The sequence below is a fragment of the Desulfosarcina variabilis str. Montpellier genome (genome assembly GCF_048565275.1).
In the GTDB taxonomy this organism is placed as follows: domain Bacteria; phylum Desulfobacterota; class Desulfobacteria; order Desulfobacterales; family Desulfosarcinaceae; genus Desulfosarcina; species Desulfosarcina variabilis.
Window position 1 is genome coordinate 806523 of sequence record NZ_CP159846.1, and the last position, 14591, is coordinate 821113.

At 56.8% G+C, this 14591-nt stretch carries 8 protein-coding genes; 5 read left to right on the forward strand and 3 right to left on the reverse strand.

Annotation, left to right across the window (positions count from 1 at the left end):
- Positions 1-18 precede the first annotated feature (18 nt).
- The 3 genes from Dvar_RS03555 to Dvar_RS03565 form a co-directional block, all read right to left on the reverse strand.
- Entirely contained in the window at positions 19-402 is a 384-nt protein-coding gene (locus tag Dvar_RS03555) for a cupin domain-containing protein (protein ID WP_419660354.1), read from the reverse strand.
- Positions 403-822: 420 nt separating this feature from the next.
- Entirely contained in the window at positions 823-2994 is a 2172-nt protein-coding gene (locus Dvar_RS03560; RefSeq protein WP_419660355.1) for a methyl-accepting chemotaxis protein, read from the reverse strand.
- 285 nt (positions 2995-3279) lie between these two features.
- Positions 3280-4062, reverse strand: a complete 783-nt coding sequence (locus Dvar_RS03565; RefSeq protein ID WP_419660356.1) for an NYN domain-containing protein — start codon at positions 4060-4062, stop codon at positions 3280-3282.
- A 319-nt stretch (positions 4063-4381) separates the two neighbouring features.
- On the opposite strand from Dvar_RS03565, the gene Dvar_RS03570 reads away from it, so the two are divergent.
- From Dvar_RS03570 to glgP, 5 genes are all read left to right on the forward strand, one after another.
- Entirely contained in the window at positions 4382-5815 is a 1434-nt protein-coding gene (locus Dvar_RS03570) for an MFS transporter (protein WP_419660357.1), read from the forward strand.
- On the forward strand, positions 5812-6735 hold the full coding sequence (locus Dvar_RS03575) for a DMT family transporter (RefSeq protein ID WP_419660358.1): 924 nt from the start codon (positions 5812-5814) through the stop codon (positions 6733-6735). The genes Dvar_RS03570 and Dvar_RS03575 overlap by 4 nt, the downstream gene beginning before the upstream one ends.
- A gap of 210 nt (positions 6736-6945) precedes the next feature.
- Positions 6946-11280 carry an amylo-alpha-1,6-glucosidase gene (locus Dvar_RS03580; RefSeq protein ID WP_419660359.1) on the forward strand — a complete coding sequence of 1445 codons (4335 nt, stop codon included), beginning with the start codon at positions 6946-6948 and terminating at the stop codon, positions 11278-11280.
- Positions 11281-11311: 31 nt separating this feature from the next.
- Positions 11312-11620: an isoamylase early set domain-containing protein gene (locus Dvar_RS03585; protein ID WP_419660360.1), complete on the forward strand. Its 309-nt coding sequence runs from the start codon at positions 11312-11314 to the stop codon at positions 11618-11620.
- A 279-nt stretch (positions 11621-11899) separates the two neighbouring features.
- Complete coding sequence (gene glgP / locus Dvar_RS03590) at positions 11900-14446, forward strand: alpha-glucan family phosphorylase (RefSeq protein ID WP_419660361.1); 2547 nt, start codon at positions 11900-11902, stop codon at positions 14444-14446.
- The last annotated feature ends 145 nt before the right edge of the window (positions 14447-14591 follow it).

Consider the following 14591-nt stretch of genomic DNA (forward strand, 5'->3'; position numbering starts at 1 on the left):
GGATATCTCCACCGGTGATCAAGCCATCAGGGGCGGCTCTTCACCATCCCTGTGGACGGTATCAGAAGAAAACGCCGGCAGACAGACGGCAATGTATTCGGCACCCCCCGCTTCCGGTGTGCTGTAGCGCACCCACTTACCGGCAGGGGCAATCACCGCCTCGCCAGCCCGAATTTCCAGAATCCCGTTCGCCGATTCCACCCGCAGCATGCCATTGAGCACCACGGTGTATTCGTCGAATTCCGGGCATTGCCCCGGTTCCTTCCATCCGGCGGGGGCCACCATTCGGGCCACACTCACCGCATCGGTATTGGAATTGACCCGTCCGATGTATTCCTCGATGCGTTTGGGCTTGGTGCCGGCGGCCTCGATGACGCTGGGATGGCTGATTTTGGTTGGCATCTGGAAGTCCTTTCAGGGGGGCGGTTTAAGGTCTAACCTAACTTTCGGGGTTAGCAGAGAAGCGGATTAAACAGCTTTTGTATAATCCGACTGTGTTCTACACGACATCCATAGCGATAAAGAAAAAGATTTCAGATGTTCTCTGGCAATATAAACCAATCGATCTTATGCGGTCTACTGCTAATGTCAGGATTCGAAGCAAAGATTCACGGAATGAAGTATCTTGAATTTTTTCGCAACAGGCATAAGGCAGATAAATTGGGTTAAATGCTATTGCCCCAAGGGCAAACCCACGGCCTGGATGGTTCGGTTACCCATCCATTCTGCAGTGAATCGTTAAGGCCAGCCCACAAAAAAAGCCCTGCAACCGTAATGGCAACGGTTGCAGGGCCTTTTATCCGGCTATTGCTATAAAGTGGATTACACTCGGAAGCGGCCCACCAACGCTTGCAGATTTTCAGCCATCTTGGACAGTTCTTCCACGTTGATGTTGACCTGGCCGGAGGAGTTGGTGATTTCCTGAACAGACTGGTTGACTTCGGCGATGTCTGAGGATATGGAGCCGGCCACGGTCGAGCTCTGACCGACATTTTCATTGACATCCTGAATCCCCTTGGATGCCTGGGCGACATTGCCGGCGACCTCCTGGCTGGTGGCCGCCTGTTCTTCCACGGCCGTGGCAATGGTGCCGACAATTTCGTTGACCTCATTGATTACGCTGGTGATCTGGCCGATCTGATCCACCGTCGACTTGGTCGAGCCCTGGATACCGTCGATCTGGGATTTGATCTCCTGGGTGGCCTCGGACGTCTGTTTGGCCAGTTCCTTGATCTCGTTGGCCACGACGGCGAATCCCTTGCCTGCTTCACCGGCGCGGGCCGCTTCAATGGTTGCATTCAGGGCCAGCAGGTTGATCTGCTCGGAAATATCGGTGATTACTTCGGTGACCTTGCTGATCTCCTTGGCCGCCCGACCGAGCTGTCCGACTTCCTCGGAGGCCTCATTGGTCTGGGTGACGGCCGAATCCGTAATCACGCGGGCCTTCTCCGAGTTCTGGGCGATTTCCTGAACCGTGGATGTCATTTCTTCGGTGGCCGCGGCAACCATGTTGACATTGGTGGCCGCCTGTTCACTGGCCGCGGCAACACTGTTCATGTTGGCACTCATCTCCTCGGCTGCCGCCGCGACACCGCTGGACCGGCCGGACATGGATTCCGCGCTGTCGGACAGCTGGGTGGCGATTTCGGAAAGATTGGACGACGCCTCATTGAGGGTACCTGTATTGTGGGCCACATCCTTGATCACGCCCTGGAGCTTGTCCATGAACACATTGAACCAGCGGCCCATGTCTCCGATTTCATCCTGGGTAGCAACTTCCAGGCGTTTGGTCAGGTCGCCTTCACCTTCGGCGATGTCCTTGAGCATGTCCACGGTTCCCTTGATTGGACGGGAGATGCTGCCCGAAGCGTACCACAACAGCGCGACGGCCAGGACGCAGGTGATCAGGCCGGCCAGAATTTGCATGTACATATTGCGGCTACCCTGGGCGGCGATGTCTTTGTCCAGGGCGATGGCATCGGCGAGCACCGCGTCTTCCTTGACTCGGATCAATATGGACCAGGGCCTTCCCGTGCGGCCCAGCTCGATGGGCGCGATCACTTCGAACTGCTTTTCCTCGGTATTCAGTCTGGCGTTAGCATGACCCGCCTGAATTTCTTTCAGGACTTGTTCCCAAAAACCTTCCATCAGGCTTTTAAAATGCTTGCCGACCATTTCAGGCTTTTCGCTGTCGGCAACCACCAGGCCGTCATAACTGACGATGGTGATTTCACCCTGGCCGCCGTATAACTGCTTGTCCACGTCCTCCGATAGTTTCTGCACATAGTCCAGATTAAAGTCCGTGCCGGCCACACCGTAGAATTTACCGTCCACCAGAATGGGGACCGAAAGGGTGGTCAGCCAGACCTGTTTGCCCTGGACAATGTAGGGGAATGGATCCAGCACGCTTTCCTTGTGGTTTTCCTGGGGGCCGATGTACCAGCCGCCCTTGAGCACGCCATTGGGATGACGATCGCGCGTGTCGTATTCGACCAGAGGCTGGACGGCGATGTTGCCGCTTTCGTCGCGGTTCCAGTAGGGCGTGAAGCGGCCGGTGGCCGCATTGTTGCCGTCCATGCCGGTTTTGAAGGAATCGTCCATTCCATCCAGGGCATTGGGTTCCCAGCAGGAATAGGTGCCGTTAAAGTTCGGGTAGGTCTTGAGTACCTTGAGCAGAATGGCGTTGATCTGATCCCGGCCCAGTTCCAGTCCGCCGCTATCACGTGATTTTGACACCGTGAACACGTCGGCCATGGTTCGGGCCGCGTCCAGGGCCACATAAAACTCACTGCGGATTTTTCCCGCGTTGTCTCCGGCCAGGCTCTTCATGGCTTCCAGGGTCTGGTTTTTGATTAGGTCCGAGACCCGGGTGTTGACCATCTCCTGGGTCGACCTGGCGGAAAAGATGCTGTACCCTACCAGGAAGGCGGATGAAAGAATCAGGCAGATACCCGCAATTCCAGCGATTTTAGTTCTAACCGATTTAAATTTCATATATAGATTCTCCTTTTGCCCCTCTTGTACTGATTTTACTATGACGTTTGGTTTGGTGCCGTTGGCAGTTTGATGAACCCGATATCACCATGCATGTGGCCTGAGTTCTATTATCTACCATCTCGAAATATTCTTAAGCCAAGAATAAGAAAAATCTTTCTATTTTTCGGTATTATATTAAATTCTTTGGGAAGAAATTACGGGAGGTTTTATCTTTTCCTGATGCGGACCCTATAATGCTGCTCCAATCCCCACAAACCACAGGTGACAAACAACAACCAAAACTCATTCAATCAGGCAGACCAGGTGATCGTGCTCGCCCCGTTCGATCTGGAACTGGTCATGATGTTTTTTCAATAGATCGGCGAAACTGCGGCAGCCGTAATTGGATTCGTCGAACGTGGGGTCCAGTCGTTTGACGACCGGCCGGATGGCGGCTTTGAGTACCCACTTGTCGCCGTTGCGAAGGGATATCTGTTTGATCGCCTTGCTGATCAGTTCCGCGGCATCCTTGATGGTGGCGGCCTCATCGTCTTCGCACGTGTCACATTGCGGTTCCAGAGCAAATGTCTCGTAATATTTGAAATCCGAACAGCTGTTGGCCCAGTGGCGGTTTGTGGCGTTCCTGCACCCCACACCGATCAGATCCTTACCGGCGGCTTTCAGTTTCTGGGCCAGGGGAATAAAATCACTGTCTCCACCGACCACCACGATGGAGGAGATATGGGGAAAGCGCAAAATGTCCTCCACTGCGTCCAGGGACAACTTGATGTCCGCTCCGTTTTTGGCCAACGGACCCGGCGGAAAGAGCTGAATCAGCTCGACTGCGCATTTGAGCAGGCTTTGGCGATAATTGCTGAACCAATGCCAGTTGCAATAGGCTTTGTTGATGGCCACATTGCCGTAGGTGGTGGCAAAGTCGTAAACGCCTTGCACATCAACCAGGATATCCTGTTGCCGGTTTCGGTTGCCCGGTCTCGGGTAGCTGCCGCTGCCGTGCAGGGTGTCGAAAATGCTGGCATGCAGGTTCTCAAAATCCCAATAAATGGCGACTGCTTCCTTGGTCATAAGGGCCTCATGGGGTGAGGGTTGTCGGGGGCGGAAGAAGAACATACACTGTTTTGTTTGTAATACCTAAATTTAATGGCCTTTGATATTGTTGTCAATTTTTTCAGGTGGGCTGCCACATTGTCGCAACATATGGGGTTGATCATCCGCAATTATAATTATGCCATGTCGAATTTTCCGATTACGAGCACCGCATAGCTTAAGCACGAGCACGACCGACGGGGATTGGCATTTTTTCGTGCTCGTAATCGTAATCGACCGATGGAATTCTCGCTGAACACCTCTAAAAATTACAATTGCTGGTTTAAGATAGAAAAAGTTGCATTACCTTTCCAGGCATGTTTTTAATAGCGCCATTTTATTTTTCAGAGGAGATAACACACTGAACGCCGACTCATCCCAGACTGCCATATCCTCGCCCTTTCAGGTGAACAACGTACGCCAGTTCATTGCGTTTCGGGTGTTTTTCAACTGCCGGTTTTATTATCCGGTGTTTACCGTGCTGTTTCTTGATTTCGGGCTCAGCGTGGCTCAATTTTCCATCTTGAATGCCGTGTGGGCCGCTACCATCGTGCTAGCCGAAGTGCCCTCCGGGGCCCTGGCCGACATTGTGGGACGTAAGCGCTTGCTGGTGTTCGCTGCCTGCTCGATGCTGGTCGAAATGGTGATATTGTGCGCTGCCCCGCAGGGCAATGTTAACCTGCTGTTCGGCTTTTTTGTGGTCAACCGGGTGCTCAGCGGCCTGGCCGAGGCCGCTGCTAGCGGCGCCGATGAGGCCATTGCCTATGACGCCTTACAGGACCTGGGGCTGGCCGACCAATGGGGGCATGTGCTGGATGTTCAGATGCGCCTGCGGTCGGGGATGTTTATTTTTACCATGACCCTGGGCGCCGTGGTTTACGATCCGGATTTGATGACGCGCATCGCCGGTTTTTGTGGATCGGCAATCACCTTTGCCCAGTCCGACACATTGCGTTATCCCATATATTTGACCCTTGTCCTGGCGGTGCTGACCCTGGTGTCCACCCTTCGTCTGGACGAAGTCCGCCCGCCGGCCGCGACCTCTGTGGCCGACGACAGGGCGCCTGCGGGGTCGGTCATCGAGGCGTTCAGACTCACATTGGACAGCGGGCGCTGGATCCTCAAAACACCGTTTGTATTGGCGGTCATTCTTTTTGGGATGCTTTTCGACGGTATTTTGCGCATGGTAATCACCCTGGCCAGTCAATACTATCGCATGGTGCAACTGCCCGAGTCGAGTTATGGTGTGATCGGATCGGTGATGGCCGTCACCGGTATGTTCATCCCGCGTCTGGCGCGCTGGATCGCGGAGAATCGATCGCCTGCCACCTGCCTGTGGACCACCGCCGCCACGGCCCTGGCCGGATTGACCGGGATGACTTTTTTCTGGCCCATTTTAGGGTTGGTGCCGGCGCTGGTGGCGTTTTCAGCCCTTTACATGGTCGGTTTTTATGTCAGCTATTTCGTCAACCAACAGACCGTATCATCACGGCGGGCCACCGTACTGAGTTTCAAGGGGCTGGCCTACAACCTGTCCTATGGCGGCATCGGGATCATTTACGCCGCGCTTCTGGAATTAAAAAAACGCGGCCTCCAGGGTATCGATGGGCTCACTGAAGATGTGGAGAATTGTGTTTTCATGAATACCTTTGACTGGTTTCCCATTTCCCTGGGTATTGGCCTGGTGGTGATGGCCGCAGCCGTGATGATCCGGCGCAGGAGGGATCGATGAGCACCGGTGGCGGGCCTCCGGTTCCCCAAAAAGGAATGCTCAAGGGCGTATTGCTGACCCTTTTGGCCACATTGTGCATTGTGCTGATGAACGCCTGCGCCAAAATGAGCAGCGCCGTGCACAGCCCGGTGGAAATGATCTTTTATCGCGGTGTCGTGGCCCTTTGTCTGTTGGTTCCCTATATGCTGACCACCCACCCGCTGTCGATCTTCAAGACGCGTCGGATCGGCGCCCATCTTTATCGTTCCGCCGTGGGCAACATCGGTGTGGGGCTGGTTTTCTGGGCTTACGCCCTGATGCCCATGGCCAACACCACGGCCCTTTTGTTTGCCGCCCCGCTTTTTGTCACCGCCCTGTCGCCCCTGCTGCTCAAGGAGCATGTGGATGCCGGGCGATGGATTGCCGTTATCGTCGGATTTGGCGGGATTTTGCTGATTGCCAGGCCATCGGCGGGATTGCTGGCCGATCCGGCATCCCTGGTGGGGCTTGGGGGGGCGCTGTGCATGGCGTTAGTGGACATGGCCCTGCGCAATCTGGGAAGCTCCGAGAATCCGTTGACCACGGTATTTTATTTCATCCTGGGCGGGGTGATTCTGTCGGCCCCGTATACCCTGATCTACGGGCACCTGCCCGAGGGCCGGTTGCTGCCCTGGATTCTCGGCATCGGGGTCTTCACCGCCATCCAGCAACTGGCCAAAACCGCGGCCTTTCGCTATTGTGAAGCCTCTTTTCTGGCGCCGTATACCTACACGTCCATGGTTTGGGCCCCCCTGATCGGCTGGCTGTTGTGGAGGGAAATCATCACCCTGCCGGTAATACTGGGAACCGGTGTGGTCGTGGCCAGTAACCTGTTTATTCTCAGGCGGGCAGGCGGGAATGTGTGCGAATCATTTCCCCAAGTCCCGAAAAGTCCGTATTGACATTGGAAAAGTATTTCCTTTATTCTGCCTGTTATCGGTTTGATGCCGACCTTTCCATTTTATTCATCGTATGATCCCGCTGGAGGCTGACCGTAAGGCGCATGGTGTTCATCTTGCACAGAAAAGCACAACAGGGCCGCTGTCAATAACCGATCGATCGCATTGTCACATTAACGCTTATCCGCCCATAAATAAGTCAAAGGTCATTGCATGGTTCAATCCGAGGCCATATCGCAGTTGCCCGCACCCGGCACCCAGGAGTTGCATTTCACCGGCGATACACTCACCTTTCACCTGAAGGTGCCGGCGTCATGGAAGGGGCAGGCCTGGCTGCGTACCACCCTGGGACATGCCCGGTCACTGCGCAGAGAAATCCTTCGTCAGGTGGAGCATCGTGAAAACCCATTGGGTCGCTGCTGGTACGACATCCCCATGGCGGCCCACGGCCAGGGGCGTTACAGCCTGACCGTGGGACTTACCGAGGTGGGCCATTTTGAGGCCAAGGGGTATTTCCTGAGCCCGGGCAGCGCCGATCCGCTGTGGCCGCCGGGAACCAACACCGCCATCAATGTGGCCCCGGCGGATGCCTGTTGTGCCAACATCATCTACAATGCCTTTGTGCGCCAATTCGGTCCCAACAAAAACGGCGGCATGGCCATGGCCGATGCGGTGATCAAAACGCTGGACGAGGCCCGCTATACGGTTATCCCGCCCTCGGGGACCTTTCGGGACCTGATCGGCGAGCTGGATTTTATCATCGGCCATCTGGGCTGTCGCATTCTTCAGCTCTTGCCTATCCATCCCACCCCGACCACCTATGCCCGCATGGGGCGTTTTGGCAGCCCCTACGCCGCCCTGAGTTTTACCGCCGTGGATCCGGCCCTGGCTGAATTCGACCCCAAAGCCACGCCCATGGAGCAGTTCATCGAACTGATCGATGCCGTTCATGCCCGGGGCGCGCGCCTTTTTATCGATATTGCCATCAATCACACCGGCTGGGCCGCCAGTCTGCATGAAACCAACCCCCAATGGCTCGCCCGGGAGCCGGACGGCCAGATTGAAACCCCCGGTGCCTGGGGGGTGGTCTGGGCCGACCTGACCCGCCTGGACTACCACCACCAGGACCTGTGGCAGTATATGGCCGATGTTTTTCTCACCTGGTGCCGCCGGGGTGTGGACGGGTTCCGCTGCGATGCCGGCTACATGATTCCGACCCCGGCCTGGCGCTATATCATCGCCAAGGTCCGCGAGCAGTTTCCGGATGTGATTTTCCTCCTCGAAGGGTTGGGGGGCAAGATTTCGGTGACCCGTGAGCTGCTGGGCTGGGCCGATTTCAACTGGGCCTACAGCGAATTGTTCCAAAATTACGATCGGGGGCAGATCGAGTACTACCTGCCCGAACCCCTGGAGATATCCCGGACCGAGGGGACCGCCGTCCATTTTGCCGAGACCCACGACAACCAGCGCCTGGCCGCCACCTCCCCGACGTATGCGCGTATGCGCACGGCGCTGTGTGCTCTGCTTTCCTGCCAGGGCGGGTTTGCATTTGCCAACGGCGTGGAGTGGCTGGCCACCGAGAAAATCGACGTTCACGGCTCCCCGTCGCTCAACTGGGGCGCGGCGGACAACCTGGTGGATCATCTCAGGCGCCTTAATGCCCTGCTGGTTGCCCATCCGGCGTTTTTTCATTCTGCCCGGGTGGAGATGATTCAGACGGGGGCGGGCAATTGCCTGGTCGTGGCCCGTCGATGCGAGCCGGATGGACAGGATGTGTTGGTGCTGGTCAACCTGGACGCCGAAGCGGCCACCGAGGCGGTCTGGGCGCTGGATCGGTCGCCGGTGGGGCGGTCGGGATTGATCGATCTGATCAGCGGCGAGACCGTGGATCTGGATGGCGACGATCAGACCGGGCGCCTGTTGCTGGCCCCCGGGCAGGTGCGCTGTCTGACCGATGATAAAGCGGCCATGCCCCGCATTGTCCGAACCGAGCGTCATTTCCCACGCCTACCGGATCAGGCCGTGCGTCAACGGTTGCGGGCCAAGGTATTGCAGGTCAGACGCTTTTACCACGGCATCGGCGATTTGGGCGGCTGGGATGTGGACCAGGCCTGCGCCCAGCTGTTGACCTCACCCATGGATTTTTGCCGCCAGATGAATCCTGCCGGTACAGCCCCGAGAACCGTTGTCTGGCAATTTCCCGTTGACCTTCGGCGGGATGTGATGATTCCGCCCCAGCATTTTCTGCTGATCCGCGCCAGCCATCCGTTCCGGGCATCCATCGATGAAAACCAGACCGCCATGGCGGTAGAGGAGAGCATGGTGGATGCGGCGGGCAATCCATTTGTGCTTTTTTGTCCGCTGCCGGTGGCCGGCCGCCACAAGCCGCGGACACTCAAACTGTCCTGTTATGATCCCGACGGGTGCGTGCATTATGATGCGCCGCTTTATTATCTGACCTCGGCGGATCGCGTGCAGGTCAGAAAAATCTTTACCCGGCCACGCCGCAGCCTGGCCAGCATCCATATGCTGGGCACCAACGGCCGCGGGGCCATGGCCCGTATGCATGCCCATTGGGACCGGCTGCCCAGCCGCTACGATGCTCTGCTGGCGGCCAATTTGAGTCCCTCGGTGCCCGAGGATCGGCGTATTCTGCTGACCCGCATGCGCGGGTGGGTGGTGTTCCAGGGCTTTTCCCAGGAAATTGGTCGAGATTGCCTGGATGCGTTCGGGTTTGATTTTGACGGGTTCGGATGCTGGCAATACCACATCCCATCGGGGCAGGGGCAACATGTGGTGCTCAGCGTGGGCATCCGCATGATTGCCGGGGAAAATGCCATCCAAATGGTATGTTACCGCCACACGGCAGGCGGTCAGCAGGACCGGCTGGCCGATGATCGGCTGGTGACCCTGATTCTGCGACCGGACGTGGAAGACCGCAATTTTCACGAGGCCACCAAAGCCTATACTGGGGCCGAACATCTGTTCCCGTCCGCCGTGAACCCCCAGGAGAAGGGATTTATTTTCCATCCCCATGCGAACCATGCGCTGGCGGTATCGGCCCGGCGGGCTGATTTTGCAGTCGAGCCGGAATGGCATTACATGGTCCATCGTCCCCAGGAGGCCCAGCGGGGCCAGGACCCGGCTTCGGATCTGTTCAGTCCCGGCTATTTTTCCGTATCGCTGGCCGGCGGACAGGACGAGGTCTTCAGCGCCCGGGTTGTGGAAAAGGCGGGCACCGCACCGGATAAGAAGGACGATGGGTTACAAAATGATGGGCTGCAAGATGATGGGCTGCAACAGCGGGTGAGCCGGTTTTTTGAAACCACGGCCGCGTGGGAGACGCCGGTCACGGCCCTTAAAAAGGCCCTGGACCAATACATCGTCAAACGCGACCAGTACAAAACGGTCATTGCCGGTTACCCCTGGTTCCTGGACTGGGGGCGGGACACCCTGATTGTGGTGCGCGGCATCATCGCCGCCGGTCGGCACCAGGACGCCCTGACCATCATTCAGCAATTCGCCGCCTTTGAAAAGGACGGTACCATCCCCAACATGATTCGCGGCATGGACACCGGCAACCGCGATACCTCCGATGCCCCCTTATGGCTGTTTCGCGTATGTGACGAACTGGGAGCGGTAATGGGGCAGGAATTGATGCTGGCCACCGACTGCGGTGGACGGTCCTTGAAAGCGGTGCTGCTGGCCATTGCAAAAGGGCTGATGGACGGTACCCCCAATGGCATTGTCATGGATCCGGACAGCGGCCTGCTTTTCAGCCCCGCGCATTTTACCTGGATGGACACCAATTTTCCGGCCGGTACGCCGCGCCAGGGCTATCCCATCGAGATCCAGGCCCTGTGGCAGGCTGCCCTGGCCTACCTGGCCCGTGTGGACAAGCCGGCGGCCCGAAAGGCATGGAAGGCCCGGGCCGTCACCGTGCGGGAGTCCATTACCCGCCTGTTCTTCCGTGAGGAGCTGGGCTATTTTGCCGATTGCCTGCACGCCGATGCAGGGGTGCCGGCAACGGCGGCAACCGCCGATGACGCCCTGCGACCCAACCAATTGTTTGCCCTGACCCTGGGGGCGGTGACGGAGAAACGCATTGTCGAGCAGGTGCTTTTCGCCTGCCAGGAACTGCTCGTCCCCGGCGCCATCCGCAGCCTGGCCGACCGGCCGGTCCAGCCGCCCCTGTTGATTTACCACAACGGCGACCTGGTCAATGACCCCCAGGCGCCTTATGTGGGTGTGTATGGTGGAGATGAGGATACAAAGCGCAAGCCGGCCTACCATAACGGTACGGCCTGGACCTGGGTGTTTCCCAGCTTCTGCGAAGCCTGGGCCGACTGCTTCGGTGTGACCGAGGGTGAAACCGCATTGGCCTGGCTGGCCAGCAGCAGCCGGTTGATCAACAACGGGTGTGTGGGCCATGTGCCGGAGATTGTGGATGGCGATGCCCCCCATGTGCGTCGCGGTTGTGATGCCCAGGCCTGGGGCGTGAGTGAGCTTTTGCGGGTGTGGATGAAGCTCGAACAGATGCGCGCCTGACTGAATAACCCCTTGATCGAGGAGGCGCTCCATGAGTTTAAAAAAACAGTATCTAAAAAAAAATGGGCAGTGTAAAGTGACCTTCCGGCTTCCCAAACTAGCGGCACCGGAGGCAAAAACCGTTCATGTGGTGGGCGAGTTCAACAACTGGAGCACCGTTAAAACCCCCATGCAGCGGCTGAAAAGCGGTGAATTCAAGGTTGTGGTTGCCTTGACGCCGGGTCGTGATTATCAGTTTCGTTACCTGATTGACCAGACCATCTGGGAAAACGACTGGAAGGCGGATAATTACGTGAAAAGTGATTATGGAGACTGTGAGAACTCTGTGGTCACCGTGTAGCCTCGCAAGCCGATTTGGGATTGCCCGCTTCCATGCTGTTTTGTACACACCCGGTGGCAATGGTTGAGTAACCTATCCAGGCGATGCGACAATTGAGAGCCTGTTTGAGAAGTCTGGATCAGGCCCGATAACAAGGCGGAAAATGGCTCAAAAGCGGAGCATATATGGTATATGTGAGCATTTTGAGACACTTTCCAACGCCGTTAGCGGGCCTTAGACGGATTTATCAAACAGGCTCTGAGGCAACGCTGCCTGTGACTTTGCCAAGGAGTTCGATCAATGAGATCAATACAGACATTTCAAGTTTTTCCGGATATTCCCCAGCCGCTCACTTTCCTCGAGACGCTTTCACGCAATCTGTGGTGGAGCTGGAACCAGGACGCCATAGAACTGTTTCGGCGCGTCAATCCCAAAGAATGGGAGGCCTGTGGCCGAAATCCCATTGTTTTCGCCACCCATGTTTCTCAGGACCGGTTTGAGGAACTGGCCTATGACGACAGCTATCTGGCGCATCTGGCAAAGGTGCGGGAGCGTTATGAGAATCGCGTAATATCCGAGTCCAACGGTGAAAGCCCCTGGGATGATGGAGAACTTGTGGCCTATTTTTCAATGGAATTCGGCATCCACGAGACCCTGCCCCTGTTTGCCGGTGGGCTGGGCATCCTTGCCGGTGACCATTTAAAGGCCGCTTCGGGAATGAAAATGCCCCTGGTAGGCGTCGGCCTGTTGTACCGCGAAGGGTATTTCCGTCAGTACCTGGACAAGGATGGCTGGCAGCAGGAGGCCTATCCGGAAACAGATTTGTATCATTTGCCGTTGTCCAAGCAAAAAGATAAAAAGGGCAACGACCTGGTTGTGCAGCTCAATGGTATCGGCCGGGATATTCTCGCCCAGGTCTGGAAGGTGCGTATCGGGCGGATACCGCTATACCTATTGGACACCAACCTGCCGGAGAATTCACCGGAGATTCGAGACATTACCGCACGGCTGTATTCCGGTGAGCAGCATATTCGCCTGGCCCAGGAAGTGCTGCTTGGCATTGGTGGGATGCGTGCATTGGAGATGCTCGATATCCTGCCCACGGTATGCCACCTCAACGAAGGCCATTGTGCCTTCGTGGGCATTGAACGATTGCGGCAGATCATGGATCACTATTCTATCGATCTGAAAACAGCCCAGGCGGTGGTGCCGCGGACCACCGTGTTTACCACCCATACGCCGGTGGCCGCCGGCCACGATGAATTCCCGCCGGCCATGGTCAAGCCTTACCTGAAATCCTTCGAACCCGTTTTTAGTATGTCGGCCGATGAATTGGTGGCCCTGGGCCAATCCGATGGCGCTGCGCCTGACTCGCCGTTTTCCATGTTCATTCTGGGGCTGCGCAGCGCCCAGTACATCAATGGCGTAAGCAAGCTGCACGGGAAAGTGGCCCGCCACATGTGGTCCCATATATGGCCCACCCGGTCGGATGATGAGACCCCCATTACGCACGTGACCAACGGGGTTCACATTCCCACTGTGCTGGCGCCTGAGATCAAGCTGCTCTTCGAGCGTCATTTGGGGCCCCAATGGAATATGGGGTCCACGATTCCGGAAAATGTTGCTCGTATCGACCATATTTTCGACGAAGAGTTGTGGCAGGCCCATGAGATGTGCCGTTCGCGCCTGATCCGGACCGTGCGGGAACTGATGCACAAACAGTACGGGCGTCGTAACGCCCCGCTGAACATCATGAAGGCCGTGGAATCGGTGCTCGATCAGGATACCCTGACCATTGCCTTTGCCCGTCGCTTTGCCACTTACAAGCGGGCGCACTTGCTGTTCCAGGATCCCGACCGGCTCGAAGCCATTATCAACTCCAAGGACCGGCCGGTGCAGTTTGTTTTTGCCGGCAAGGCGCATCCCAAGGACAACGAGGGCAAAGGGATCATCCGCTCTCTGGTGGATTTTGGACGACGCACCAATCTGCGCCACCGGTTTATCTTTCTCGAAGACTATGACATGCATATCGCCCGTTTCCTGGTTCAGGGGGCCGATGTATGGCTCAACACCCCTCGGCGCCCCATGGAAGCATGCGGCACATCGGGCATGAAAGCGGCACTCAACGGTGTGCTCAACGTCAGTATCATGGACGGCTGGTGGTGCGAAGGCTATAGTTCGGAGCGCGGTTTTCGGATCGGCAACGGTGAGGAATATCAGGACCATAACTACCAGGATACGATTGAGAGTCAGGCACTTTACAACATCATCGAAAATGAGGTGGCCCCGATTTACTACGATCGTTCTCCGGGGGGCACACCATCGTCCTGGCTGAAGATGATGAAAGCGTCCATGAAAATGGCCATGGCCGATTTCTGCAGCTTGCGTATGATTTCAGAATATGAAGAGCGGTTTTACCTGCCCGCCAGCCGGCGCTTTGAGGAACTGGTGGCAAAAGACGGTGCCCAGGCGCGCAAGCTCAGCGATCAGCACCGGCGCTATCTGGATAAATGGCAGCAAATCCGGGTGTCCGCACCGGTCCGCAGTTCAAAGGGGCCTTTTCGGGTCAACCAGTCTTTTGAGGTGACCGCCATGGTGCAGACCGGAGAACTGCTGCCTGAAGAGTTGAACATCGAGCTGTATTATGGCAAAATGCGGCATCTGGACCGCATCGACGAGCCACGGGTGAAGATGATGCAGGTCAAAGAGGAGCGCTCGGCCGGTACGTATCTTTACAGCTGTAATCTGCCATGCACGGATTCCGGGCGATATGGATTCACGGTCCGGGTGACGCCCAATGCCGACGCCTGGATTCGATATCGGCCAGAACTTCTCACATGGGCATGACCCTCAATGCTGAAAAAGCCGGAGGCCACCAGATCCGGCGTTGCCAAGGGATCGCGGTAGACGACTACAGCCTTCACCCTTGGCGCCTTGACTCTGTCGCCCTCCGGCTTTTTCAGCATTGGGGTGAAGAGTGCTCATTCAGTTC